Origin of the sequence: Limimaricola litoreus, assembly GCF_024159025.1 — a bacterium.
In the GTDB taxonomy this organism is placed as follows: Bacteria; Pseudomonadota; Alphaproteobacteria; order Rhodobacterales; family Rhodobacteraceae; genus Limimaricola; species Limimaricola litoreus.
Map to the genome: position 1 here is coordinate 16,010 of NZ_JAMYXC010000026.1, position 25,716 is coordinate 41,725.

Genomic DNA, 25,716 nt, shown 5'->3' on the forward strand with positions numbered 1-25,716 from the left:
GCCCCAGATTGGCAGGATCGTGCTTCCGGGATGTTAACACGGCGCCTGACAGCCTCGGACCCGGCGGAGAAAATGGCGTGTTTTCAGGCCAGTTGCCGCGAAACCGCCGCATTGCGAACATAGGTGGAACGCCGCTTTTCTTCGGAGGGCAGGACCGCTAGATTGGCCCCATGAGCAGCTTTTCCGACGACGAGGCCTTCGAGGCCGCCTCAACGCCCCTGTCGCGCCGCGCCATGGCGCAACCGGGCGGCGCCGCCCCCTATCTCGACGGGCTGAACCCCGCGCAGCGTCTCGCGGTCGAGACGATGGACGGCCCGGTGCTGATGCTGGCGGGGGCCGGGACGGGCAAGACCCGCGCGCTCACCGCACGAATCGTGCATCTGATGCGCACCGCCCGCGCGCGGCCCAACGAGATCCTTGCCGTGACCTTCACCAACAAGGCCGCGCGCGAGATGAAGGAGCGCATCGGCAAGATGCTCGGCGAGGCGGTCGAGGGGCTGCCATGGCTCGGCACCTTCCACGCCATCTGCGTCAAGTTGCTGCGCCGCCATGCCGAGCTGGTGGGGCTGAAGTCGAACTTCACCATCCTCGACACCGATGACCAGATCCGGCTGCTCAAGCAGCTGGTGGCGGCCGAGAACATCGACGACAAGCGCTGGCCTGCCCGGATGCTGGCAGGCATCATCGACGACTGGAAAAACCGGGCGCTGACGCCCGAGAACGTGCCCACCGCCGATGCCTCGGCCTATGACGGCAAGGGGGCCAAGCTCTACGCCGCCTATCAGCTGCGGCTCAGGGAGCTGAACGCCGTCGATTTCGGCGACCTGCTCTTGCACATGGTCACGATATTCCTAAGCCGCGAGGACGTGCTCGACCAGTATCGCCGCTGGTTCCGCTACATCCTCGTGGACGAATACCAGGACACCAACGCGGCGCAGTACCTGTGGCTGCGGCTGCTCGCGGGCGGGCACAAGAACATCTGCTGCGTCGGCGACGACGACCAGTCGATCTATGGCTGGCGTGGCGCCGAGGTGGGCAACATCCTGCGCTTCGAAAAGGATTTCCCGGGCGCGGAGGTGATCCGGCTGGAGCAGAACTACCGCTCCACGCCGCATATCCTCGGCGCGGCCTCGGGGCTGATCACCGCCAACAAGGGCCGCTTGGGCAAGACGCTCTGGACCGAGGCCGAGGAGGGCGAGAAGGTCCGTCTCATCGGCCATTGGGACGGCGACGAGGAGGCGCGCTGGGTCGGCGAGGAGATCGAGGCGGCGCAGCGCGGCACGCGCGGCATGGCCCCCGTGGGCCTCGATTCCATGGCAATCCTCATGCGGGCCAGCCACCAGATGCGCGCCTTCGAGGACCGGTTCCTCACCATCGGTCTGCCGTATCGCGTGATCGGCGGGCCGCGCTTCTACGAGCGTTTGGAGATCCGTGACGCGATGGCCTATTTCCGCCTCGCCGTGTCGCTCGACGACGATCTCGCCTTCGAGCGCATCGTCAACACGCCCAAGCGGGGCCTTGGCAACAAGGCGGTGCAGACGATCCAGCGCGCCGCGCGCTCCAATGGCGTCAGCCTCGTCGAGGGCGCGCGCATCGTGGTGCAGACCAAGCTTCTGGGCGGCAAGGGGCTCAAGGAGCTGACCACCCTCGTCGAGGCACTCGACCGCTGGCACGCGCAGGTCGTCAACGAGAGCGACACCCATGTCGAGCTGGCCGAGATGATCCTCGACGAGAGCGGCTACACCGGCATGTGGCAGAACGACAAGACGCCCGAGGCGCCGGGGCGGCTCGAAAACCTCAAGGAGCTGGTGAAGGCGCTGGAAAGCTTCGACAGCCTGCAGGGCTTTCTCGAGCACGTCGCGCTGATCATGGATCACGCGCAGGACGACGAGGGGCAGAAGGTCTCGATCATGACGCTGCATGGCGCCAAGGGCCTCGAGTTTCCGATGGTGTTCCTGCCGGGCTGGGAGGACGGGCTGTTCCCGAGCCAGCGCTCGATGGATGAAAGCGGGCTGCGCGGATTGGAGGAGGAGCGGCGTCTGGCCTATGTCGGCATCACCCGCGCAGAGCAGGTCTGCACGATTTCCTTTGCCGCCAACCGCCGCGTCTATGGCCAGTGGCAAAGCCAGCTGCCCTCGCGCTTCATCGACGAGCTGCCCGAGGCGCATGTCGAGGTGCTGACCCCGCCGGGGCTCTATGGCGGCGGCTACGGTGCCGCGGGGATGTCGTCGCAGGCCTCTCCGGCGGTGCAGGAGGCGCAGGGCTCGCGGCTGCACGACAACGCGGCCAAGGCCGATGTCTACAACTCTCCCGGTTGGCGGCGGCTGCAGGCGCGCGGGCAAGCGCGGCAGATGCGCCAGCCCGCCGAGGCCAAGAACATCACCATCGACATGACGGCGGTGTCCTCCTTCACGGCCGGAGACCGGGTGTTTCACCAGAAGTTCGGCTATGGCGAGGTGGTGGGGGTCGAGGGCGACAAGCTCGACATCGCCTTCGACAAGGCCGGGCAGAAGAAGGTGGTGGCGCGTTTCGTCGTGGCCTCGGACGCGGCGGACGACGTGCCGTTCTGAGGATTGCGGCGGGTGGGGGCCGCCGCTAAGGCAGGCGCATGGACGCCGGTTTTCTCTCCGCCTTCGCCGCCGGGCTCGCGCTTGGCCTGTCGCTGATCCTCGCCATCGGGGCGCAGAATGCTTTCGTGCTGCGCCAGGGGCTCAGGGGCGATCACGTGCTTGCCGTGGTGATGACCTGCGCGCTGTCGGACGCGGTGCTGATCGCCGCCGGTGTCTCGGGCTTTGCCGCGCTGGCCGAGGCCGCGCCATGGATCGCGCCGCTCTTGCGCTGGGGCGGGGCGGCCTTCTTGCTGGTCTACGGCGCTCGCGCGGCGCTGGCCGCGTGGCGCGGCGGCGAGGCGCTCCGGGCCGCCGATGACGGCACGGCGGGGCTGCGGCGCGCGGTGCTGACCTGCCTTGCGCTGACATGGCTCAACCCGCATGTCTATCTCGACACTCTGGTGCTGCTGGGCTCGGTCGCTTCGCGCTTCGAGGGGCGGGTCTGGGCCTTCGGCTCCGGCGCTGTGCTGGCCTCGTTTCTGTTCTTCTTCGCGCTGGGCTATGGCGCGCGGCTTCTGCGCCCAGTCTTTGCCCGCCCCGCCGCGTGGCGCGTGCTCGATGCCATCATCGCGCTGGTGATGTGGAGCATTGCCGCCGGGCTGATCTGGGGCGGCTAGGCCCGACGCGCCCTTGATGCGCTTGCATCCCCGCGCGCTTTGCCGTCCTGTAGCCGCCGGGAGAATTGCATGACGTCAGCATATGTTTCGCGCCCCCAGGGCTCGCCCCTCATCGGTGTCGGCTGGATGCTGGCGGCGGGGCTGTGCTTCGTCTCCATGACGGTGCTGATCAAGGCGGTCGGCACCGCGCTGCCGGCGGCGCAGACGGCGGTGCTGCGCTTTGCGCTGGGGCTGCCCTTCCTGCTGCCGATGCTGCCCGCGCTGCGCCGCGCGCGGATCACGCCGCGACTGTGGCGGCTTCTGGGCCTGCGCGCGGTGCTGCACGCCTGCGGCGTGGGGCTGTGGTTTTATGCCATCGCGCGCATTCCCCTGGGCGAGGTGACGGCGATCAACTACCTCAACCCGATCTGGGTGACGGTGGGGGCGGCGCTTTTGATGGGCGAGCGGCTACCGCCGCGCCGCGTGGCGGCGGTGGTGGCGGCCTTCATCGGGGCGCTGGTGGTGCTGCGCCCCGGTCTGCGCGAGATCGATCCGGGCCATATCGCGATGATGGGCACGGCGATGCTGATCGCCTCGGGCTATCTCGTGGTCAAGCGGCTCTCCGAGGAGCTGCCGGCGGAGGTGATCGTGGCGATGCTGTCGCTGATGGTGCCGCTGGGCCTGCTGCCCTTCGCGCTGCCGGTCTGGGAAGCCCCGGGGGTGGAGGCGCTGGCCTATCTCTTCGGCGCGGCGGGGCTGGGGACGGCGGGGCATTACGCGATGACGCGCGCCTTTGCCGCGGCACCGCTCACGGTCACGCAGCCGGTAACGTTCCTGCAGCTGGTCTGGGCGGTGGCGATCGGCGCGATCCTGTTCGGCGAGCCGGTGGACCCGTTCACGGTCTTGGGCGGCGCGATCATCATGGGCGCGGTGATGTTCATCACATGGCGCGAGGCGCGGGCGCGACGGGCGGCCACCGCCGTCGCGCCCGATGCCATGCCGGTCAGTCGGTCGGAAGCTCGCCCAGACGCTCGAGAATCGAGCCCGGACTGACCTGCCCGATGACGCGGTCGTTCTCGACCACGTCGAGCGGGGCGGGGGTGGCGTGGATCCGCGCCATCACCTCGAGGATCGGCGTCGTCGCCTCGACCTGCCCCTCGGCGGCGAGCGTCGCGTCGGGGTCCATCACGTCACGGGCGCACAGCACGCCGAGCGGGTTCATATGGGCCACGAAGTCGCGCACGTAGCCGTTGGCGGGTTTGGTGAAGATCTCTCGCGGGGTGCCCGACTGGACGATCCGCCCGCCTTCCATGATGGCGATGCGGTTGCCGAGCTTGAAGGCCTCGTCGAGATCGTGGCTGACGAAGATGATGGTGCGCTGCTTGCGCGCCTGCAGGTCCAGAAGCTCGTCCTGCAGCCGCGAGCGGATCAGCGGATCGAGCGCCGAGAAGGGTTCGTCCATCAAGAGGATCGGCGCGTCGGTGGCAAAGGCGCGCGCAAGGCCCACGCGCTGCTGCATGCCGCCCGAAAGCTCGCCCACCAGCGCGTCCGCGCGGTCGGCGAGGCCGACCATCTCCAGCTCGGTCTCGACCCGGTCGCGGCGCTCGGCCTTCGACATGCCGCCGAGCTCCAACCCGAGGCCCACATTGTCGCGCACCGTGCGCCACGGCAGCAGGCCGAACTGCTGGAACACCATGGCGACGTGATGCAGGCGAATCTCGCGCAGCGTCTTCTTGTTGGCCTGGGTGACGGAAGTCATCTCGCCGTTCATGCGCACGCGCACGTCGCCGCGGACCACCGGGTTGAGCCCGTTGACGGCGCGCAGGAGCGTCGACTTGCCCGAGCCCGACAGGCCCATCAGCACGAGGATCTCGGCCTCGGGCACGTCGAGGGTGCAGTCGTGGACGCCCAGCACCTGATCGGTCCTCTCGGCGATCTCGGGGCGCTCTTGCCCCTCGTCCATCAGCGGCAGGGCGGTCTCCGGCTTGTCGCCGAAGACGATGTTGACGGCGTCGAACTCGACGGCGTTGCGGGGGGTGGTGTCGGTCATGTCTGTCTTACCCTCGCTTCACGCGCAAAGCGCGGTCGAGCATGATGGCGACCACGACGATGACGAAGCCGCTCTCGAAGCCGAGCGCGGTGTTGACCGAATTGAGCGCCCGCACCACCGGCACGCCGAGCCCGTCGGCGCCGACGAGGGCGGCGATGACGACCATCGACAGCGACAGCATGATGGTCTGGTTCAGCCCGGTCATGATCTGCGGAAAGGCCGATGGCAGTTCGACCTTCCACAGCAGTTGCCGCGGCGTCGCGCCGAAGGCCTGCGCGGCCTCCACGAGCGAGGTCGGCGTGCTGGAGATGCCGAGCTGCGTCAGCCGGATCGGCGCGGGCAGCACGAAGATCACCGTGGCGATGAGCCCCGGCACCATGCCGATGCCGAAGAAGACGATGGCCGGGATCAGGTAGACGAAGGTCGGCAGCGTCTGCATCAGGTCGAGCACCGGCGCGACCCAGGCGTAGAGCTTGGGGCGGTGCGCCACGGCGATGCCGATGGGAACGCCGACGCCCATGCAGACGACGCAGGCCGAGAGCACCAGCGTCAGGCTTTCGGTCGTCTCCTCCCAGTAGCCCTGATTGAGCACGAAAAGAAAGCCCAGAGCCACGAGAAGCGCGGGCTGCCAGCGGCGTTGCAGCGCGTAGGTGAGGCCGACGAAGACGGCGATGACGACAAGCTCGGGCGGCGTCTGCAGGAGCCACAGGATGCCGTCGATCATGCCTTCGAGCAGCCATGACAACGTGTCGAAGACGATGGCGAGATTGGTCTCCAGCCAGTCGAAGCCATTGGCGGCCCAGTCGCCCACCGGGATCTTGGGAATGCTCATCTCCATGGGGCGGCGCCTCGGTCGGGTCTGCTCATCGGGGTCTCCGTCTGGGGAAATGCGGCGCGTTTCGCCGCGGATCGGATGGGCGGGGGCCGCGGCCCGGGGCGGGGCGGCCGGAAATCTGGACCCCGGCCCGATCGGGCCGGGGGAGGGGGCGCGGTGCCGCGCCTTTCTTGCGAGCGTCAGCCCTCGATGGCGCTCTTGACCGCGGGCAGCGCCTCGCCGCCGTCGAGCGTGGTCACGCCTTCGAGCCAGGGCTCGACCGCCTCGGGGTTGGCGGCAAGCCACTGCTGCGCGGCCTCCTGCGGGTCCATGCCGTCGTTGAGGATCGCGCCCATGATCTCGTTCTCCATCTCGAGGCTGAACTCGAGATTGCCGAGCAGCGCGCCCAAGTTCGGGCAGTCCTCCACGAGGCCCTTGCGGGTCACGGTGTAGACCTCGGCACCGCCGAGGTTCGGGCCGAACCAGTCGTCGCCACCTTCGAGATAGGTCATGTCGTAGCTGGCGTTCATCGGGTGGGGTTCCCAGCCGAGGAAGATCACCGGCTCGTCGCGCTTCGACGCGCGGTCGACCTGCGCCAGCATGCCCTGCTCGGAGCTTTCCTTGACCTCGAATTCCGACAGGCCGAAGGCACCGGTCTCGATCATCTCGAGGATCAGCTGGTTGCCGTCATTGCCCGGCTCGATGCCGTAGATGGTGTTGTCGAGCGCATCGGCATGCTCGGCGATATCGGCATAGTTCGCGATCCCGAGCGCGGCGCCGGCGGCGTTGGTGGCCAGCGTGTATTTCGCGCCGGTGAGGTTCTTGTGCACCGTCTCGATGCTGCCGTCCTCGGTATAGGGGGCGATCTCGCTCGATTGCGTGGGCATCCAGTTGCCCAGGAACACGTCGATGTCGCCGTCGGACATGGAGGTGAAGGTCACCGGCACCGAGAGCACCTTGATCTCGGGCTCGTAGCCTAGGCCCTCGAGCACGATGACGGTGGTGGCGGTCGTCGCGGTGATGTCGGTCCAGCCGACATCGGACATCACGACGTCGCGGCATTCGGCGGCTTCCTGAGCGAGGGCGCCGGTGGCGACGGTGGTCAGCGCCAGCGCGCTGATCGTGGTGCGGAGCATCATGGTCGTCCTTCCTGTGGTATTCTGGTTCTTGATTGACGCGTCAATAAAAAGCCGATTAGGGTCGCGGTTGCAACCCGGTCGATGAGCCGGGGCGGATCTGGAGACCCTTGATGCCCAAGCTTGGGATGGAACCTATACGGCGCGCCGCACTGGTCAAAGCGACGATCGAGGAGATCGGCGCGCAGGGCTCGCTCGACGTCACGGTGGCGCGGATCGCGAAGCGCGCAGGCATGTCCTCGGCGCTGGCGCATCACTATTTCGGCAACAAGGACAGGATCTTCCTCGCCGCGATGCGGCATTTGCTGTCGGAGTATTCCACCGAGGTGCGCGAGGCGCTTGTCGCCGCCAAGGGGGACCCGCGCGCGCGCGTCGCGGCGATCCTGCGCGCCAACTTCGGCCCCTCCAACTTCCGGCCCGAGGTGATCGCGGCCTGGCTCAATTTCTATGTCCTCGCGCGCACCTCCGCGCCCGCGGCGCGGCTCTTGCGGATCTATCACCGAAGGCTGCGCTCGAACCTCGCGCATGACCTGCGCCCGCTTCTGGGGGCGGGGGCCGCGGATGCCGCCGAGCGTCTCGCGGCGCTGATCGACGGGATGTACCTCAAGCAGGGTCTTGCCGGCGGACCGGCCGACGGCCCCGCCGCCACGCGGCAATTGCTCGCTGCGTTCGAACTGGAGCTGAAATGACACCGACCCGCAACATCCTCATCGTCATGGCCGACCAGCTCAACGGCACGCTGTTTCCCGACGGCCCGGCCGACTGGCTGCACGCGCCCAACCTCACGGCGCTCGCCGCGCGTTCGACCCGTTTCGCCAACGCCTATACCGGCAGCCCGCTCTGCGCGCCGGGGCGGGCCTCGTTCATGTCGGGCCAGCTGCCCTTCCGCACGGGCGTCTATGACAACGCCGCCGAGTTCCCCTCCGACATCCCCACCTTCGCGCATCACCTGCGCCGCGCCGGCTGGCAGACCTGCCTTTCGGGCAAGATGCATTTCGTCGGCCCCGACCAGCTGCACGGCTTCGAGGAGCGGCTCACAACCGACATCTACCCCGCCGATTTCGGCTGGACGCCCGATTGGCGCAAGCCGGACGAGCGGATCGACTGGTGGTATCACAACTTGGGCTCGGTCACCGGTGCCGGGGTGGCCGAGATCACCAACCAGCTCGAATATGACGACGACGTGGCCCATCAGGCCAAGACCAAGCTCTATGACCTCGCGCGCGGCCACGACGCCCGGCCCTGGTGCCTGACGGTCAGCTTCACCCACCCGCACGACCCCTACGTCGCGCGGCGCAAGTACTGGGATCTCTACGAGGATTGCGAGCATCTCGATCCCGGGACCGATCCGATCGCTTACGAGGATCAGGACCCGCATTCCAAGCGCCTGCTCGACGCCGCCGATCACGAGAAGTTCGACATCACGCCCGAGCAGATCCGCCGGGCGCGCCAGGGCTATTTCGCCAACATCAGCTACATCGACGACAAGCTGGGCGAGATCCTGCAGGTGCTCGAGGACACGCGGCAGGAGGCGGTCGTGGTCTTCGTTTCGGACCATGGCGACATGCTGGGCGAGCGCGGGCTGTGGTTCAAGATGAGCTTTCACGAGGGCTCCGCGCGGGTGCCTTTGATGATTTCGGCGGCGGGCATGGAGCCGGGTCTCGTCACCGATCCGGTTTCGGCGATCGACGTGACGCCGACGCTGTGCGACCTCGCGGGCGTCGACATGTCCGAGGTCACGCCATGGACCGATGGCGAAAGCCTCGTGCCGCTGGGGCAGGGCGAGCGGCGCGAGACGCCGGTGGCGATCGAATACGCCGCCGAGGGCTCGATCGCGCCGATGATCGCGCTGCGCGAGGGGCGGTTCAAATACACCGCCTGCCCGGTCGATCCCGAGCAGCTCTTCGACCTCGACGCCGACCCCGAGGAGCGGGCGAACCTCGCCGCCGATCCGGCCCATGCCGAGACGATGGAGCGGTTTCGCGCCATGGCGGCCGAACGCTGGAACCTCGATCTGGTCGACGCGCAGGTTCGTGCCAGCCAAGCCCGCCGCTGGGTCGTCTACGAGGCGTTGCGGCAGGGCGGCTACTACCCGTGGGACTACCAGCCGCTGCGCGCCGCCTCCGAGCGGTACATGCGCAACCACATGGACCTCAACATTCTCGAGGAGAGCCAGCGCTTCCCGCGCGGCGAGTGATCCTCCCTGATTCCGAAGGCAACCGACATGAGCTATCCGACCCAGCCCGAGGCCAGCCACTTCATCGATGGCGCCTACGTCGAGGACGCGTCCGGCGCGGCGCTGCCGGTGATCTACCCGGCCACCGGCGAGACCATCGCCGATCTGCACGCCGCGACGCCCGATCTCGTCGACCGGGCGATCGCGGCGGCGCAGCGCGCCCAGCCCGCCTGGGCCGCGCTGACCGGCACGGAGCGCGGCCGCATCCTGCGCCGCGCCGCCGACATCATCCGCGCGCGCAATCGCGAGCTGTCGGAGCTTGAAACGCACGACACGGGCAAGCCCTTGCAGGAGACGCTGGTGGCCGACGCCACCTCGGGCGCCGACGCGCTCGAATATTTCGGCGGGCTGGCGGCGACGCTCTCGGGCGAGCACATCCAGATGGGCGAGGATTTCATCTATACCCGCCGCGAGGCGCTGGGCGTGACGGTCGGCATCGGCGCGTGGAACTACCCCACACAGATCGCCTGCTGGAAGGCGGCGCCCGCGCTCGCCTGCGGCAACACAATGGTCTTCAAACCCTCCGAGACGACGCCGCTTTCGGCGCTCAAGGTGGCCGAGATCCTCGTCGAGGCGGGCGCACCGCCGGGCGTGTTCAACGTGGTGCAGGGCTATGGCGAGGTCGGCGCAAAGCTGGTCGAGGACGCGCGCGTCGCCAAGGTCTCGCTCACCGGTTCGGTGCCGACGGGCCGGCGCGTCTATGCCGCCGCCGCGGACGGCATGAAGTCGGTGACGATGGAGCTCGGGGGCAAGTCGCCGCTGGTGATCTTCGACGACGCCAATGTCGAGGACGCCGTCTCGGCGGCGATCAACGCCAATTTCTACTCGACCGGGCAGATCTGCTCGAACGGCACGCGCGTCTTCGTGCAGGACGGCATCCGCGAGGCCTTTCTCGCGCGGCTCTCCGGGCGATTGCGCGGCGTGAAGATGGGCGATCCGCTCGACGAGGCCACCAACTTCGGCCCGATGGTCAGCGCGCGCCAGCGTGAGATCGTCGAGGGCTTCATCGCCCGGGGCCGCGATGAGGGTGCGCGGTTGGTCGCGGGCGGCGGTCGCCCCGAGGGCATGGCGGAGGACGGCGGCTACTGGATCGAGCCCACGGTCTTCGCGGATGTGACCGACGACATGACCATCGCGCGCGAGGAGATCTTCGGCCCCGTCATGTCGGTCTTCGGTTTTGCGACCGAGGAAGAAGCGCTCGAGCGCGCCAATGCCACGGTCTACGGCCTGTCGGCGGGCGTCTTCACCCGCGATCTGGCGCGCGCGCATCGCGTCGTGGCCAAGCTGCAGGCCGGGTCCTGCTGGATCAACACCTACAACCTGACGCCGGTCGAGGCGCCCTTCGGCGGCATGAAGATGTCCGGCGTGGGCCGCGAGAACGGGCAGGTGGCGATCGAACACTGGAGCCAGCTCAAGACCGTCTACGTCGCCATGGGCGAGGTCGAGGCGCCCTACTGAGCCCCGAGGGGGCGATCTGTAACGACCGGGCGCGGCCAAGGGTGGCCGTGACCCCCACGAATCGGGATGCATGTGATGGAAGCGGACTACGTGATCGTCGGGGCCGGCAGCGCCGGCTGCACCATGGCCTATCGCCTCTCCGAGGCGGGAAAGAGCGTCATCGTCATCGAGCATGGCGGCACCGATGCGGGGCCGTTCATCCAGATGCCCGGCGCGCTCAGCTATCCGATGAACATGGCGCGCTACGACTGGGGCTACCGCTCCGAGCCCGAGCCGCATCTGGGCGGCCGCCGTCTCGCCACGCCGCGCGGCAAGGTGATCGGCGGCTCCTCCTCGATCAACGGCATGGTCTATGTGCGCGGCCACGCGCGCGATTTCGACACATGGTCCGAGATGGGAGCGACAGGCTGGGACTACGCGGGCGTGCTGCCCTATTTCCGGCGGATGGAGAACTGGCACGACGGCGGCCATGGCGGTGATCCGGCCCGGCGCGGCCATGACGGGCCGCTGCATGTCACCCGTGGCCCGCGCGACAACCCGCTGACCCGCGCCTTCGTCGAGGCGGGCGGGCAGGCGGGCTACCAGCTCACCGATGATTACAACGGCGAGAAGCAGGAGGGCTTCGGCCCGATGGAGGCGACGATCTGGCAGGGCACCCGCTGGTCCGCCGCCAATGCCTATCTGCGCCCGGCGCTCAAGCGCGACAACTGCACGCTGGTGCGGGCACTGGCGCATCGCGTGGTGATCAAGGAGGGCCGGGCCACCGGGGTCGAGGTCTCGCGCGGGGGCAGGACCGAGGTGATCGGCGCGCGCGCCGAGGTGATCGTCGCCGCCTCCTCGATCAACTCGCCCAAGCTGCTGATGCTGTCGGGCATCGGCCCCGCCGCGCATCTGGCCGAGCATGGCATCGAGGTGAAGGCCGACCGCGCGGGCGTGGGGCAGAACCTGCAGGATCACCTTGAACTCTACGTCCAGATGGCCGCGACGCAGCCCGTTTCGCTCTTCAGCCACTGGAACCTCTGGGGCAAGGGCATGGTCGGCACGCAGTGGATGCTGACGCGCTCGGGGCTGGGCGCCTCGAACCAGTTCGAGAGCGCAGGCTTCATCCGCTCGCGCGCGGGCATCGAATATCCCGACATCCAGTATCACTTCCTGCCCATGGCCGTGCGCTACGACGGGCAGGCGGCGGCCGAGGGGCATGGCTTTCAGGCACATGTGGGGCCGATGCGCTCGGGCTCGCGCGGCCATGTGACACTGGCCTCGGCCAAGGCGGAGGACGCGCCGAAGATCCTGTTCAACTACATGTCGACCGAACAGGACTGGGCCGATTTCCGGGCCTGCATCCGGCTGACGCGCGAGATCTTCAGCCAGCCCGCCTTTGCGCCCTATCGCGGCCACGAGATCTTGCCGGGCGACGAATTCCAGACTGACGCGGAGCTCGACGCGGCGATCAAGGAGCATGTGGAGAGCGCCTATCACCCCTGCGGCACCTGCCGGATGGGCGCGCGCGACGATGCGGGTGCGGTGGTCGATCCCGAATGCCGGGTGATCGGGGTCGAGGGGCTGCGCGTGGCCGACAGCTCGATCTTTCCGCGCATCACCAACGGCAATCTCAACGCGCCCTCGATCATGGTGGGCGAGAAGGCCTCGGACCATATCCTCGGGCGCAGGCTCGACCCGCTCGACGAAAAGCCGTGGATTCACCCCGCGTGGCGTGTGGCGCAGCGCTGAGACTCGCGGGAAGCAGGAATTCCTTAACTTTAAGTTAAGCCAGCACTTGCCGAAGCGGGAAAAAGCGCCGACATCCCTGTCATGCCCTGCTTCGCGTTCCTCGCCTTTCTCGGCCTGTGCAGCCCCGAGCCCGCCCCGACCACCGGCCCCGCCGGCCCGGTTGCAGTGATCGACGGCGACACGCTCGATGTCGGCGGGGCGCGGGTGCGGTTGCATGGCGTCGATGCACCCGAGAGCGCGCAAAGCTGTGGCACGGGCTCCGGGGCGGTCTGGGCCTGCGGCGACTGGGTGACGCAGGAGGCTTCGCTGCGCTTCGCGGGCCGCGAGGCGGTCTGCGAGACGGTCGACATCGACCGTTACGAGCGCATCGTCGCGCGCTGCGCCGTCGGGGGGGACGACATCGGCGAGACGCTGGTCTCCGAAGGTCTCGCGCTGGCCTATGTGGAATACTCCGAGGATTACCTCGAAAGCGAAGCCGAGGCCCGCGAAGCGGGGCGCGGCATCTGGCGCGGCGAGGTCGAGGCGCCCTGGGACTGGCGGCGCGCCAAGCGCGAAGGGCGTAGCACGGCCGCGCCAAAGGAGCGGGTCGAGGCGGGCGGCTGCGCGATCAAGGGCAACGTCTCGGGCGGCGGGCGGATCTACCACATGCCGGGCGATCCCTTCTACGGGCGCACCAAGATCGACACCGCCTCGGGCGAGCGCTGGTTCTGCAACGAGGCCGAGGCGCGCCGCGCCGGCTGGCGCCACGCCGGAAGCTGACCCTTCCGATTTCGCCCACATCACCGGTTGCCGTCGATCGCCTCCGCCCGTTCGGGGTTCGCATGGTATGGCGCGTCGCGGCGGGGCCGTCTATCACACGGGCTGCCGCAGATCTCGCGGCGCAGCCCGAGGACACGACTGACATGGAAAAACACCGCGGATTTCCCGGCCGGCTGTCCGGCACAGATTTCCAGTTCACCATCCGCCGCGCGGCCAAGGACGGTCCGACCAAGATCATCCGCCGCGAGCGCTTCCGCGATCGGCGCCCGCCCGACCGCCGCGCCGATGAGGGCTTCATGGCCGCGCTCTGGGCGCAGTTCGGCGAAGAGCCCTTCGTGCGCGGCAATCTCGACGCCGCGCGGTTGAGCTGGCTGTTCGGGCGTGAGGTGGTGCCCGCCGAAGACCCGTTCGATCCGCAGGATTACGACGCGCTGCTGCGCATCGATGTCGAGGTGGCGCGGCACAGCTTCCCGGATGTCTTCGGCGGGACGATGCAGGAGGACGACGACGAAGACGGGGACTGGTGAACCCCGCGCCTCGCAAGCGGCGGGTTGCCGCCCATGCCGTGGCGATGATGCCGAAGCGGCAGGGCCAAGCAGCCTGTTCCCTTGCGCAGAGCCTGTCAACATGGCAGTGATCGCCGCATCTGGGGCACCATTCTTCACTTTCGGAGACCGAAAATGACTTCCAAGTTCAAACTCTTTGGCGCCTTCGGCGTCGCCGCCATCCTCGCCGCTTGTGGCGCGACCCCCGGTGAGCGCGCCGCGACCGGCGCCCTCGCGGGCGCTGCCACCGCGCAGGTGGTCGGCGAAAACGCCGTCAACGGCGCGCTCATCGGCGGTGCGATCGGCGGCATCGCGCCTTGCGTGACCAACCCGAACGCGAACGGCTGCTACTGAGCCACGCGCATCCGGCCTTTGGGCCGGGCGTATGGAACATGACGGGCCGCCGGGGGAACCCCCGGCGGCCTTTTTGCATGAAATACGGCGGGGCAGGGGCCTGCCCGGTCCCCGCCGCTTCGGTCAGCGCAGTGGCAGTGCCTGCGCCCCCGCGCCATCGAGAGGGCGGTTCGCGTCTCGGATCTCCTGCTGGCGCAGCGGCAGCTTGTCGATGGCATGGATCAGTTCGCGCCCGGTGAAGGGGGCAGGCTTGCGCTGTGCGATGCGCCCGTCCTTGCCGATCAGGATCACCGCGAAGCCGCGCGGGCGCAGGCTGCGGCGGATCGGGCTGCGCGCGTCGGGGTCGGTGTCGATCAGCACGATCACGTCGCGCACTGCCAGCTCGTCGATCCGCTCGGCGAGAAAGCCCATCTGCCTTTGGAACTGCGGATCCGTCGCGCCGTCGGCGAAGACCACGATCGGGCGGGCGATGAATTCGAAATCATCGAGCTCCGCCTCGCCCACGGGGTAGGCCGCGCGCGGCTCCTCAGCCCAGCGCAGGAGAAGATCCGGGGCCTCCTGCGCGGCAGCGAGGGGAACGGCCCAGACGAGGGCCATGAACGCGAGCAGGGGGCGAAGCTGTTTCATGCCCTCAACATAAGCACGATTGACGCGCGCGCGAAGGGCGGCGCGACAATCCGTACCCCGGTCGAGCGCAACGTCGCCTCGCGTGGCGCGTGCGCCTCGCGCGAAAGGGCGGGCAGGGCCGCGCGACGCCGATCCGGCCCTTGCGCGGCGCGCAATGCCTGCAAGGGCACTTGCGGCGCGCGGCGGGACGCGACATCACGGGCGCCGACTCAGTTCCCGGAGACCGACATGATCCGCCCCGCCACGCCCGACGACGCGCCCGCGCTCGGCATCATCTGGAACCGCGTGATCCGCGAGACGACCTCGATCTTCAACGCCACCGAGCGCAGCGAGGCGGAGATCGCGCAGATCATCGGCAATGGCGACCCCTTCTTCGTCTGGGACGAGGCGGGCGTGCAAGGCTTCGCCCGGTGGTTTCCCTTTCGCGGCACGGATGGCTACCGCCACACGGTCGAGCACACGATCCTGCTCGCCCCCGGCCTGCACGGGCGCGGCGCGGGCCGGTTGATGATGGGGCGTCTGTTCGAGACGGCGCGCTCCGCCGACAAGCATGTCATGGTCGCCTGCGTCACGGCCGAGAACACGGCCGGGATCGCCTTTCACGAGCGGATGGGCTTCGAGCAAAGCGGATACATGCCGCAGGTCGGCCGCAAGTTCGGCCGTTGGCTCGATCTTGCCATCCTGCAGAAACGACTCTGACAATGCCGCAACGCGGCGCTAAGGTGGGCCCATGTCGATCTGGACACGCATAGCCGAGATCCTCTCCGCGCTGAGGCAGGGCGAAAGCCTCGCTTCGATCTTCGATCGGCTGCGCACCCCGCCCGAACGCTCGGTGGCCTTCGCCATCGCCGTCATCGCGCTGGGCGCGAAGATGGCCAAGGCCGACGGGCAGGTGACGCGCGGCGAGGTCGCGGCCTTCCGCGAGGTTTTCACCATCCCGCCCGAAGAAGAGACCAACGCCGCGCGCGTCTTCAACATGGCGCGCACCGACGTGGCGGGCTTCGAGGATTACGCCGCCAAGATCGCCGCGATGTTCGGCAAGGACAAGGGTCCCCTGTGCGACCTGATGGAGGGGCTGTTTCACATAGCCCTCGCCGATGGCGACTATCACCCCGCCGAGAACGCCTTTCTGCAGCGCGTCGCCGAGATCTTCGAGATCGACCCGCGCAGCTTCGCGCGGCTGCGTGCGCGTTTCGTCCCCGATGCCGAGCCCGATCCCTACGACGTGCTGGGCGTTTCGCCCGATGACGACATGGCCGAGATCCGCGATGCCTGGCGCGGCATCGTGCGCGAGACCCATCCCGACCGGCTCATTGCGCGCGGCTTGCCCGAAGAGGCGATGAAGATGGCCGAAAGCCGTCTCATCGCCGCCAACCGTGCCTGGGAGCGGATCTCCGAAGGGCAGGGGGCGGACCGGGTCGTCACCACCGCGCCGGGCGGCGACGAAGGCCGCGCCTGATGCGGCTGGCGACGTGGAACGTCGCCTGGTTTGACCGGCTGTTCGACGATGCGGGCCAGCCGCAGCATGACATGGGCGACTCCGCGCGCTATGGCATCACCCGCGCGCAGCAGCTGGACGGCATCGCCCATGTGATGCACGCGCTCGACGCGGACGGGATCGTGGTGGTCGAGGCCCCCGATACGGGCGGCAAGCGCGACGGGGTTCGCGCGCTCGAGACATTCGCAGCCCAAGCCGGGCTGAGGACGCGCGAGGCGCTGATCGGGTTTCGCAGCCATACCCAGCAGGAGATCGCCTTTCTCTACGATCCCGACCGGCTGCGCGCCCGCCACGATCCGCGCGCCAGCGCAAGCGCCCCGCGGTTCGATCTGCACGCGGGTAAGGGCGACAGCCGGATCGCATGGTCCAAGCCGCCGTTGGAGCTCGTGGTCGAGGCGGAGGGGGCGGTGCTGCGGCTGATCGGGGTGCATGCCAAGTCCAAGGCCCCGCATGGTGCCGACGATGCGCGCGACCTTCAGCGCATCGCGGTGGAGAACCGCCGCAAGCAGCTCGCGCAATGCGGCTGGCTGCGGGCGCGGATCGAGGATCATCTCGACGCGGGCGACAGCCTCGTGGTGATGGGCGATTTCAACGACGGCCCCGGCCTCGATGCGCAGGAGCGGCTGTTCGGCCGCTCGGGCATCGAGATCGTGCTGGGCGAGGAGGCCCCGCCGGAGCGCCGGCTTCACGATCCGCATGCCCGGCTCGCGCTTGCGCATCCGATGGCGGCCCAGCCGGCCACCGCGCGCTTTGCCGTGCCGCCCGACTGGCGCATTCTCTCGGCCCTCCTTGATTACGCGATGATCTCGCCCGACCTGTGCGCCTGCGGCCCCCGCTGGCGCATCTGGCACCCCTTCGACGATCCCGAGATCTATGCCGATGCCAAACTGAGCGCGGCCTTGCTCGCGGCCTCCGATCATTTTCCTGTCACGCTCGATCTCGACCTGTCTGGAAAGCCCGTCCCCGCCGCCTAGATCGGGGGCATGAGACAGACGCTTCACGCCGCCATCATTGCCGCGCTCATCGCCGGTCCCGCCACAGCCCAGATCGAGGAGGCCCCCGGCGAGGAGGAGGGCCTCGGCCTGATGCAGCGCGGCGCGGAGCTGTTCTTCGACGGGCTGCTGGGCGAGATGGAGCCCGCCATCGAGGATTTCCGCGGCTTCGCCGAGATGGCCGAGCCGCATCTGCGGGCCTTGTTGTCGGAGATGGGCCCGGCGCTGATGGGGGTGCTCGACCGGATCGACGACATCGCCAATTACGAGGCGCCCGAGATCCTCGACAATGGCGACATCATCCTGCGCCGCAAGCGAGAGGCGCCCGAATTCACGCCCGACCCGGACGCGCCGGAATTCGATATCTGACTTGTGCCGGGGCCAGTGCAGCGCCTAAGCTGCTGCAATGCCACACGGAACACGCCCATGACGCCAGCGCAAGGCGGCCCGCGCGCCGCTGTATTCGATCTTGACGGCACGCTGATCGACAGCGGGCCGGACATCGCCCGGGCGGTGAACCAAACCTTCGTGGCGCATGGGCTGGAGCCGACCGAGGACGCGGTGGTGATCGGGTTGATCGGCAACGGCGCGCACCGGCTCGTGGCCGATCTGCTGTGGCGGCAGCGCATTCCCGCCGCACCCTCGGACATCGAGGTGCTCACGGAAGCCTATCTTGCCACCTATGCCGATGCCCCCGTCGCGCGCACGACGATCTTTCCGCATGTCGCCGAGGATCTCGCCGCGCTGAAGGCGGCGGGCTGGCGGCTCGGGCTGTGCACCAACAAGCCGCAGGCGCTCACCGAAACGGTGCTGGCGAAGCTCGGTCTCGACCATCTCTTCGACGCGGTGCGCGGCGCCGATGCCGTGCCCACGCGCAAGCCCGATCCGGGCCATCTGCGCGCGGTGATCGGGGACCTGGGCGTGCAGGGCGCGATCTATGTCGGCGACACCGAGGTCGACGAGGCGACGGCGCGGGCGGCGGGCATGGCGTTTCGCGGCGTCGGCTGGGCCGCGCCGGGGCGGCTTTCGCAAGGAGAAGGCCGCCCGCTGTCGCGCTTGTCCGATCTACTGGCCTAGTCGCGGATGCGCACCTCGCCGGTGGCATCGAGCGTCGAGGCCAGTGATTTGAACCGCTGCTCGGCCACCTCGCCGTACAGCGAGCGTGCGCGCGGATCAAGATCGAGCGTCAGCGTCTTGTCCACCGCGTTCCAGGCGAGGTTGCCCGGCACCGTCTCGGCTCCGAGCCACAGCATCGCGCCCAGACGCATCGCCTTGCCCAGAACGGCGGCCTCGCGCTTGTCCTCCTCGGAGACCAGCGTGAACATCTGCTTGTAGCGCGCGCCCTCGCGCTTGTTGGAATAGCGGTGCATCAGGGCCAGCCCGAGGAAGATCCGTTCTGAATGCTTGAGCCCGCCGAGGTTGGCACGCGTGGCGTTGTCGAAGCAGACCTGCGGGCGGTAGTCGGGGTGGGCGCGCCAGCTCACGTCGTGCAGCAGACAGGCGGCCTTGATGATGCGCTTGCGCTGCCAATCGGCATGGGGAAACAGCGGGCGCACGAAATCGAACAGGACCGGGCCGAAGCCGGGCATCCGCGCGTCCTTGGCCTCGGCGAAGCGGCAGGCCTCGATCAGAGGGTCGCGGTCGCGCAGGGTGGGGGGCATCTGCTCGTAGAGCATGCCCTCGCGGATGCCGTAGGAGGAAATGGTGATATCCTTGGGTTGGAACACCTTCACCAGCCGGTCGAGCACCCGGATCGCCAGCGGCACCAGCGCTATCCGGTCGGACGAGACCCCGGCGCGGCCGCGCAGTTCCTCGGGGTCCTCGGCCTTGATGTAGGCCCGCGTCTCGGCCACGGACTCGGTCGTCATGCGGTATTCGTGCAGCACGGTGAGCGGGTAGTCGCGCCGCGTCATGTCGCAGCGCGCGATCGCCCGCCAAGAGCCGCCGACGAGAAACAGCCGCATGCCGGTCTCGTTCTTCATCTCGGCGTGGATCTCGTCGATCGTGGTTTTGATGTAGTCGTCGAGGCCTGCGTCCCCGCCCTTCACCTCCTTGAGCTTCAAGGGGCCCAGCGCCGAGGTCAGGCGACGGCCCACCTTGCCGTCGTCGATATCGGCAAGCTCCATCGAGGAGCCTCCGATGTCGCAGACCATACCGTAGGAGCCGGGCCAGCCCAGCAGCACGCCCTGCGCCGAAAGCCGCGCCTCCTCGTCCCCCGAGATGACGTGGATCTCGATGCCGGTCTCGCGCAGCACCTCCTCGCAGAACTCCGGCCCGTCCTCGGCCTCGCGCACGGCGGCGGTGGCGACGGCGGTGAGCGGCGTGATGTTCATGCCCACGGCCAGCGTGGCGAAGCGCTTGAGCGCTTTCAGCGCCCGCTCGCGGCCCCGGGGCGACAGGCGGCCCGTCTCGGAGAGGCCCTCGCCCAGCGCGCACATGATCTTTTCGTTGTAGAAATAGGCAGGAGAGCGGGCCGCGCCGTCGAACACCACGAGCCGGACTGAGTTCGAGCCCACGTCGACCACGCCGACCCGGCTGAGCGCGCGGGAGGTGGGATCATCGAACAGCGGTCGGCCGAAAGGCCCCCAGTCGCCGCCCTGCGCGTCGCTGTGTTCGTTCATGAAGCCCCCTCATGATCCTGCCGCAGCATGTGGCCCGGCTTCTTGCGGAGTCAACGCTCCGCATCGGGCGCGGTCTTAACGGCCTGTCCGGCGGGGGCAAAGGAAAAATGGACGATGCCTTGAATTCTCTACGAAAGAGTCCGCTCGACCTCGTCATGCGCATGGGTCAGCTGCGGCACGTCGCCTGCGCCTGCGGTGCCCCGGCCTGAAAGCGAGGGGTTCTCCATGAAGAAGCGGTGGCAGGAAAAGGCGCGCCCGTCCTCTGGCCAGTCGGCGCGGTTGAACCGCCCGTCGGGGCCCATGACCCAGCTTTGCGCCACGTCGGCGAGGTTGGCCGCCATAATCTGATCGGTGATCTGCGCCTTGACGGTCGGGTTGGTGATCTCGGCCAGCGTCTCGACCCGGCGGTTGAGGTTGCGGCCCATCCAGTCGGCCGATGAGACGAAGACCCGCGCCTTCTTCGACGGCAGGCCGCGCCCGTTGCCGAAGCAGACGATGCGGCTGTGTTCTAGAAACCGTCCGACGATGGATTTCACCCGGATGTTCTCCGAAAGCCCCTCGATGCCGGGGCGCAGCCCGCAGATGCCGCGCACCACGAGCGAGATCTTCACGCCCGCGCGGCTCGCGGCGTAGAGCGCGTCGATCACCTCGGCCTCGACGATGGAGTTCAGCTTGGCCCAGATCTCGGCTGGGCGGCCCGCGCGCGCGTGCTCGGCCTCGGTCGCGATCATCTCCAGCAGCCGCGCCTTGAGCGTCAGCGGCGAGATGGCGAGGTTTTCGAGGCCCAAGGGCTCGGCCGAACCGCCGATGTAGTTGAACACCTTGGTCGCGTCGCGGCCCAGCGCCGCGTCGCAGGTGAAAAAGGACAGGTCGGTATAGATCCGCGCGGTGATCGGGTGATAGTTGCCGGTGCCGAAATGGGTGTAGGTGACGAGCCCGTCCCCCTCGCGCCGGACCACCGTGCTGATCTTGGCGTGGGTCTTGTACTGGGTGAAGCCGTAGACGACATGCGCGCCCGCGCGCTCCAGCCGGCGCGACTGGCGGATGTTGGCGGCCTCGTCGAAGCGGGCCTTGAGCTCCACCAGCGCGGTGACCGACTTGCCGTCCTCGGCCGCCTCGCACAGTGCCTCGACGATGGGCGAATTGCGCGAGGTGCGGTAGAGCGTCTGCTTGATCGCCACCACGTCCGGGTCGGTCGCCGCCTGCTGCAGGAAGCGGTTGACCATATCGAAGGTCTCGTAGGGGTGGTGCAGCAGCATGTCCTTTTGCCGGATCGCCGCGAACATGTCGCCGTCGTGGTCCTGCACCCGCTCAGGGACCCTCGGGGTGAAGGGCGGCCACAGAAGATCGGGCCGCGCGTCGGTGACAAGCTCCTTGAGATTGCCGATGCCGATCAGCCCCTCGACCTCCATCACCTCCGCGTCGCGGATGTGCAGCTCTTCCATGATGGTGGCCTTGAGCGCGGGCGGCGCGCCGGCGGAGAGCTTCATGCGCACCACCTCGCCGCGCCGGCGCCGCTTGAGCGCGACCTCGAACTCGCGCACCAGATCCTCGGCCTCCTCCTCGACCTCCAGATCGCTGTCGCGCAGCACGCGGAAGGTGCAGTGCCCCTTCACCTTGTAGCCCGGAAACAGCTGGTCGAGGTTGAGCAGCAGCAGCTCTTCGAGCGGCAGGTAGCGCTGCCCCTCCTCGGAGGGCAGCTGCACGAAGCGGTCTATCTGCGCGGGCACCGGCAAGAGCGCGCGCAGCGGCTTCTTGTCGGAGGTGCGCTCCAGAGAGAGCGCCAGCGCCAGCCCTTCGTTGGGGATGAAGGGGAAGGGATGCGCCGGGTCGATCGCCAGGGGCGAGAGCACCGGGAAGACGCGGTTGAGGAAGGCGTCCGAGAGAAAGGCCATGTCCTTCTTGGCCACATCCGCGCGTTTCAGGATGGTGATGCCATGCGTCGCCATCTCGTCGCACAGCGCCTTGAAGATCTCCTGCTGGCGCGCCATCAGCGCGCGCGCCTCGCGGTCGATCCGGCGCAGCTGCTCGGCCGGGGTCAGCCCGTCCATCGCGGGCGTGGCGTTGCCGGCCTGCGCCAGTTCGCGCAGGCCCGCCACACGCACGGTGTAGAACTCGTCGAGATTGGTGGCCGAGATAGACAGGAAGCGCAGCCGTTCCAAGAGCGGCACGCGAGGGTTCTCGGCCTCCTCCAGCACCCGGAAATTGAAGCCGAGCCAGCTCAGCTCGCGATTGACGAAACGCGCGGGCCCGGTGAGATCGGCATCGAGCGCCACCGGTTCGGGAAAGCCCGCAGTGAGGAAATCGGCCTGTGTCATGGGTGCTGTCTGGCGCATCTTTGCAACGTCGGGATGAAGGGTCGCCCCACTATCGCGCCCGCCCGGCGGGAATGTCCAGCGATGTGCCCAGCGCCCTGCGCGCCAGCGCCCGGCTCACGGGTCGGGCTTCGGCCAGCGCCATCCGGTCGAGCCGGGCGACCACGGCGGCGGCGCTGGCGAAACTGCGTTCGATCCGGGCAGCGAGAAAGGGGATCACCTCGGCCATGGGCACCAGCTGGCGATCGGCGAAATGCTTGGCCAGAACGGCGCGCAGAAGCCGGTCGTCGGGATCGGCGATCCGCGCCACCGCCGTCGCCTGAAGCCGGGAGGCCAGGTCGGGCAGGCGGATGTCGAGCCGGGCGGGCGCGCGGTCGGCGGTGAGCAGCAGCCGCCCGCCGGAGGCGGCGAGCCGGTTGTGCAGGTGAAACAGCGTCTCCTCGGAGGCGGGGGGAAGGCGCTGGATGTCCTCGACCACGATCGCGGCCCCCGGGGCGGGGGGCGGCAGGCTGGGGCCGAGATCATGCGCCAGCAGGATCATCGCCTCGCTGGTCGCCTGCCAGACGCGGGCGAGGTGGCTCTTGCCCGAACCGGGCGGGCCGATCAGCGCCAGCTTGCCCTCGGGCCAGCCCATCGCCGTCACCATGCGGTGCGCGGCGCGGTTGGCATCGGACAGGATGAAATCCTCGGGCCCCAGCGCCACCGCCAGCGGCAGATCGAGGCTCAGTTGCCACGCCATGCGCCCTCCGGCGGGGTCGCGGGCGCGCCCGGCGGTGCCACGGGCGGCGGCATCGCGGTGGGGGTGCCGCGATAGAGCGTGCTGTCCTGGTAGCGCGAGACGGCAAAGCGGGCGAAGACCCCGAGGCTCGCCGCGAAGGGCACCGCCACCAGCATGCCGACGAAGCCGAACAGCGTGCCGAACACCGCCAGCGCGAAGAGAAGCCAGACCGGGTGTAGCCCGACCGAACCGCCGACCAGGCGCGGGGTCAGGATGTTGCCCTCGATCATCTGGCCCGCGACGAAGATCCCCGCCACGGCACCGATCCAGACCCAGTCGCCCCAGAACTGGAACAGCGCCAGCCCGATCGCCAGCACGCCGCCCACCAGCGCGCCCACATAGGGGATGAAGGTGACGAGCCCGGCCACCGCGCCGACCACGAGGCCGAAGTTGAGCCCCACCAGCGCCAGCGCCACCGCATAATAGGTGCCCAGGATCAGGCAGACGAGGCCCTGTCCGCGCACGAAGGAGGCAAGCGTGCGGTCGACCTCGCGTGCCAGCTGGCGGATCGTCGGCGCGTGCTCGCGCGGCAGAAGCTCGTCGATCCGCGCGACCATCCGGTCCCAGTCTACCAGCAGGTAGACCGCGACGACGGGGACGACGACGAAGAGCACGAGAAGGTTGATCACCCCCATGGCCGAGGTCAGCACGCTTTCGAGGATCTCGCCGCCGCGCGCCTGAAGTCCCGCGCCGATCGCGTCGAGCTGGCCGCGGATGGTGGAGCTTTCGTCCATCAGCTCGGGAAAGCGCGCGGCCAGCCCGTCGCGCAGCCCCGAGACCAGATCGGGCGCGGTCTGCACCAGCTGGCTCGTCTGCCGGATCAGCGTCGGGATCAGCAGGAGCACGGCTGCGACGAAGCCCAGCACCACGCCCAGCGCGATCACCGCCACCGCCCATGTCCGGCTCAGCCCCAGCCGCTCCAGCCGGTCGGCCAGCGGGTCGAGCAGGTAGGCCAGCGCGCCGCCCAGAAGAAACGGCAGGATCACGTCGCCCAGGAGCCACAGCAGGACGAAGGTCACGGCGGCGATGACGGCCCAGATGCGCGCCTGCTGCTGGATCGGAAGTGCCACGAAATTCGCTCCTTGCGGGGGTGTCCCACCTATGTCGCCGCCCGGAGGGTGGCACGCAAGCCTTTTGGCCCCGTGCAACCGGCGCGAGGGCAGGGCGGGACGGCGCTTGTCAGGTGCGCGGCACTCCCCTACAGGGGAATTCGTCCGCTCCCCGGCCGACCCGGCTCTCTGACAATAGGATTCCTCGATGCGTCTGACCCGCTATTTCCTGCCCGTGCTCAAGGAAACGCCCGCCGAGGCGCAGATCATCAGCCACCGCTACATGTTGCGCGCGGGTCTGATCAAGCAGGCCGCGGTCGGCATCTATTCCTGGCTGCCGCTGGGGCTCAAGGTGCTGCGCAACATCGAGCGGATCGTCGACGAGGAGCAGCAGAAGGCCGGGCATATCCCGCTGCTGATGCCGACGCTGCAATCGGCCGACCTGTGGCGCGAGAGCGGGCGCTACGAGGCGTATGGCGAGGAGATGCTGCGCATCAAGGACCGGCACGGGCGCGACCTGCTCTATGGTCCCACCAACGAGGAGATGATCACCGACATCTTCCGCAGCTACATCTCCTCCTACCGCGACCTGCCCAAGACGCTGTATCACATCCAGTGGAAGTTCCGCGACGAGATGCGCCCGCGCTTCGGCGTGATGCGCGGCCGCGAGTTCCTGATGAAGGACGGCTACAACTTCGACGTCGACCGCGAGAGCGCGCTGGAGGCTTACGACCGCCACATGGTGAGCTACCTGCGCACCTATGAGCGGATGGGGCTTAAGGCGATCCCGATGCGCGCGGATTCCGGGCCGATCGGCGGCGAGAACACGCATGAGTTCCTCGTGCTGGCCGAGACCGGCGAGAGCGAGGTCTTCTACGACAACGCCATCCTCGACCTGCAGCTCGCCGACCGGGTGGTGAACTACGAGGATCCGAACCAGCTCAAGCAGATCGTCTCTGAATGGACCACGCCCTATGCGCGCACCGACGAGACGCATGACGCGGCGCTGTTCGACGCGGTGCCCGAAGAGCGCCGCCGCTCCTCGCGCGGGATCGAGGTCGGGCAGATCTTCTACTTCGGCACCAAGTATTCCGAGGCGATGGGCGCGACCGTGACCAATGCCGAAGGCCAGCGCGTGCCGGTCGAGATGGGCAGCCACGGCATCGGTGTGAGCCGGCTCGTCGGTGCGATCATCGAGGCGAGCCACGACGATAAGGGCATCATCTGGCCCGAGGGCGTGACGCCCTTCCACGTAGGCATCGTCAACCTGCGCCAGGGCGACGCCGAGACAGATGCCGCCTGCGCGGGCATCTATGCCGGGCTGCAGGCGCTGGGCCTCGACCCGCTCTATGACGACCGCAACGAGCGCGCGGGCGCCAAGTTCGCCACCATGGACCTGATCGGCCTGCCGTGGCGGATCACCGTCGGGCCCAAGGGGCTCAAGAACGGCGTGGTCGAGCTGGTCTCGCGCCGCACCGGCGAGAGCGAGGAGCTGCCGCCCGAGCAGGCGGTCGAGAAGATCGCCCGGATCTATGCCTATCTTTGAAG

At 68.5% G+C, this 25,716-nt stretch carries 24 protein-coding genes; 16 read left to right on the forward strand and 8 right to left on the reverse strand.

Annotated features, from left to right (window positions below):
• The first annotated feature begins 170 nt into the window (after nt 1-170).
• The 3 genes from NHG85_RS01795 to NHG85_RS01805 all read left to right on the forward strand — a co-directional run bounded on the left by NHG85_RS01795 (nt 171) and on the right by NHG85_RS01805 (nt 4,258).
• Nucleotides 171-2,570, forward strand: coding sequence for an ATP-dependent helicase (locus NHG85_RS01795; RefSeq protein ID WP_253329224.1), 2,400 nt, complete (start codon nt 171-173; stop codon nt 2,568-2,570).
• Nucleotides 2,571-2,608: 38 nt separating this feature from the next.
• Nucleotides 2,609-3,226, forward strand: a complete 618-nt coding sequence (locus tag NHG85_RS01800) for a LysE/ArgO family amino acid transporter (RefSeq protein ID WP_253329226.1) — start codon at nt 2,609-2,611, stop codon at nt 3,224-3,226.
• A 69-nt stretch (nt 3,227-3,295) separates the two neighbouring features.
• Nucleotides 3,296-4,258, forward strand: a complete 963-nt coding sequence (locus tag NHG85_RS01805; RefSeq protein WP_253329228.1) for a DMT family transporter — start codon at nt 3,296-3,298, stop codon at nt 4,256-4,258.
• Here NHG85_RS01805 and choV read toward each other — a convergent pair.
• From choV to choX, 3 genes are all read right to left on the reverse strand, one after another.
• Nucleotides 4,209-5,255 (reverse strand): choline ABC transporter ATP-binding protein, encoded by a 1,047-nt coding sequence (choV, locus tag NHG85_RS01810; protein WP_253329230.1) that lies wholly within the window; start codon nt 5,253-5,255, stop codon nt 4,209-4,211. The two genes, NHG85_RS01805 and choV, sit on opposite strands and share 50 nt — an antisense overlap.
• Nucleotides 5,256-5,262: 7 nt before the next feature.
• Nucleotides 5,263-6,093 (reverse strand): choline ABC transporter permease subunit, encoded by an 831-nt coding sequence (choW, locus tag NHG85_RS01815; protein WP_253329232.1) that lies wholly within the window; start codon nt 6,091-6,093, stop codon nt 5,263-5,265.
• 176 nt (nt 6,094-6,269) lie between these two features.
• Entirely contained in the window at nt 6,270-7,208 is a 939-nt protein-coding gene (gene choX / locus NHG85_RS01820) for a choline ABC transporter substrate-binding protein (RefSeq protein WP_253329233.1), read from the reverse strand.
• 110 nt (nt 7,209-7,318) lie between these two features.
• Here choX and betI point away from each other — a divergent pair, with 110 nt between their 5' ends.
• The 7 genes from betI to NHG85_RS01855 all read left to right on the forward strand — a co-directional run bounded on the left by betI (nt 7,319) and on the right by NHG85_RS01855 (nt 14,288).
• Entirely contained in the window at nt 7,319-7,894 is a 576-nt protein-coding gene (betI, locus tag NHG85_RS01825; protein WP_253329234.1) for a choline-binding transcriptional repressor BetI, read from the forward strand.
• On the forward strand, nt 7,891-9,402 hold the full coding sequence (gene betC, locus NHG85_RS01830; RefSeq protein ID WP_253329235.1) for a choline-sulfatase: 1,512 nt from the start codon (nt 7,891-7,893) through the stop codon (nt 9,400-9,402). The genes betI and betC overlap by 4 nt, the downstream gene beginning before the upstream one ends.
• Nucleotides 9,403-9,429: 27 nt before the next feature.
• A complete protein-coding gene (gene betB / locus NHG85_RS01835) occupies nt 9,430-10,899 on the forward strand; it encodes a betaine-aldehyde dehydrogenase (RefSeq protein ID WP_253329236.1) in 1,470 nt (489 codons plus the stop codon).
• Between the two features lie 75 nt (nt 10,900-10,974).
• Nucleotides 10,975-12,630 carry a choline dehydrogenase gene (betA, locus tag NHG85_RS01840; RefSeq protein WP_253329237.1) on the forward strand — a complete coding sequence of 552 codons (1,656 nt, stop codon included), beginning with the start codon at nt 10,975-10,977 and terminating at the stop codon, nt 12,628-12,630.
• 81 nt (nt 12,631-12,711) lie between these two features.
• Nucleotides 12,712-13,389, forward strand: a complete 678-nt coding sequence (locus tag NHG85_RS01845; protein WP_253329238.1) for a thermonuclease family protein — start codon at nt 12,712-12,714, stop codon at nt 13,387-13,389.
• Between the two features lie 143 nt (nt 13,390-13,532).
• Nucleotides 13,533-13,916, forward strand: a complete 384-nt coding sequence (locus tag NHG85_RS01850; protein WP_253329240.1) for a hypothetical protein — start codon at nt 13,533-13,535, stop codon at nt 13,914-13,916.
• Nucleotides 13,917-14,069: 153 nt separating this feature from the next.
• On the forward strand, nt 14,070-14,288 hold the full coding sequence (locus NHG85_RS01855; RefSeq protein ID WP_253329243.1) for a hypothetical protein: 219 nt from the start codon (nt 14,070-14,072) through the stop codon (nt 14,286-14,288).
• Nucleotides 14,289-14,411: 123 nt separating this feature from the next.
• Here the strand turns inward: NHG85_RS01855 and NHG85_RS01860 are convergent, their stop codons facing one another.
• The gene (locus tag NHG85_RS01860) at nt 14,412-14,915 is read right to left on the reverse strand and encodes a DUF4174 domain-containing protein (protein WP_253329245.1); all 504 of its coding nucleotides are present in this window, start codon (nt 14,913-14,915) and stop codon (nt 14,412-14,414) included.
• 228 nt (nt 14,916-15,143) lie between these two features.
• Between NHG85_RS01860 and NHG85_RS01865 the strand changes: the two genes are divergently transcribed.
• Genes NHG85_RS01865 through NHG85_RS01885 form a run of 5 tightly spaced genes read left to right on the forward strand, consistent with a single transcriptional unit; the run spans nt 15,144 to nt 18,482 of the window.
• Nucleotides 15,144-15,614 carry a GNAT family N-acetyltransferase gene (locus NHG85_RS01865; protein ID WP_253329247.1) on the forward strand — a complete coding sequence of 157 codons (471 nt, stop codon included), beginning with the start codon at nt 15,144-15,146 and terminating at the stop codon, nt 15,612-15,614.
• Nucleotides 15,615-15,645: 31 nt separating this feature from the next.
• Nucleotides 15,646-16,374, forward strand: coding sequence for a molecular chaperone DjiA (locus tag NHG85_RS01870; RefSeq protein WP_253329249.1), 729 nt, complete (start codon nt 15,646-15,648; stop codon nt 16,372-16,374).
• Nucleotides 16,374-17,387 carry an endonuclease/exonuclease/phosphatase family protein gene (locus NHG85_RS01875; RefSeq protein ID WP_253329251.1) on the forward strand — a complete coding sequence of 338 codons (1,014 nt, stop codon included), beginning with the start codon at nt 16,374-16,376 and terminating at the stop codon, nt 17,385-17,387. The genes NHG85_RS01870 and NHG85_RS01875 overlap by 1 nt, the downstream gene beginning before the upstream one ends.
• 9 nt (nt 17,388-17,396) lie before the next feature.
• Nucleotides 17,397-17,774: a hypothetical protein gene (locus NHG85_RS01880; protein WP_253329253.1), complete on the forward strand. Its 378-nt coding sequence runs from the start codon at nt 17,397-17,399 to the stop codon at nt 17,772-17,774.
• Between the two features lie 57 nt (nt 17,775-17,831).
• Nucleotides 17,832-18,482, forward strand: coding sequence for an HAD-IA family hydrolase (locus tag NHG85_RS01885; RefSeq protein WP_253329255.1), 651 nt, complete (start codon nt 17,832-17,834; stop codon nt 18,480-18,482).
• On the opposite strand, the gene NHG85_RS01890 is transcribed toward NHG85_RS01885, so the two are convergent.
• From NHG85_RS01890 to NHG85_RS01905, 4 genes are all read right to left on the reverse strand, one after another.
• Nucleotides 18,479-20,026 carry a Ppx/GppA family phosphatase gene (locus NHG85_RS01890; protein ID WP_253329257.1) on the reverse strand — a complete coding sequence of 516 codons (1,548 nt, stop codon included), beginning with the start codon at nt 20,024-20,026 and terminating at the stop codon, nt 18,479-18,481. The two genes, NHG85_RS01885 and NHG85_RS01890, sit on opposite strands and share 4 nt — an antisense overlap.
• Nucleotides 20,027-20,154: 128 nt before the next feature.
• A complete protein-coding gene (locus tag NHG85_RS01895) occupies nt 20,155-22,344 on the reverse strand; it encodes an RNA degradosome polyphosphate kinase (protein WP_253329259.1) in 2,190 nt (729 codons plus the stop codon).
• 49 nt (nt 22,345-22,393) lie between these two features.
• On the reverse strand, nt 22,394-23,080 hold the full coding sequence (locus NHG85_RS01900) for a P-loop NTPase family protein (RefSeq protein ID WP_253329261.1): 687 nt from the start codon (nt 23,078-23,080) through the stop codon (nt 22,394-22,396).
• The gene (locus tag NHG85_RS01905) at nt 23,065-24,189 is read right to left on the reverse strand and encodes an AI-2E family transporter (RefSeq protein ID WP_253329263.1); all 1,125 of its coding nucleotides are present in this window, start codon (nt 24,187-24,189) and stop codon (nt 23,065-23,067) included. The genes NHG85_RS01900 and NHG85_RS01905 overlap by 16 nt, the downstream gene beginning before the upstream one ends.
• A gap of 187 nt (nt 24,190-24,376) precedes the next feature.
• Between NHG85_RS01905 and proS the strand changes: the two genes are divergently transcribed.
• Nucleotides 24,377-25,714, forward strand: a complete 1,338-nt coding sequence (gene proS, locus NHG85_RS01910) for a proline--tRNA ligase (RefSeq protein WP_253329265.1) — start codon at nt 24,377-24,379, stop codon at nt 25,712-25,714.
• The last annotated feature ends 2 nt before the right edge of the window (nt 25,715-25,716 follow it).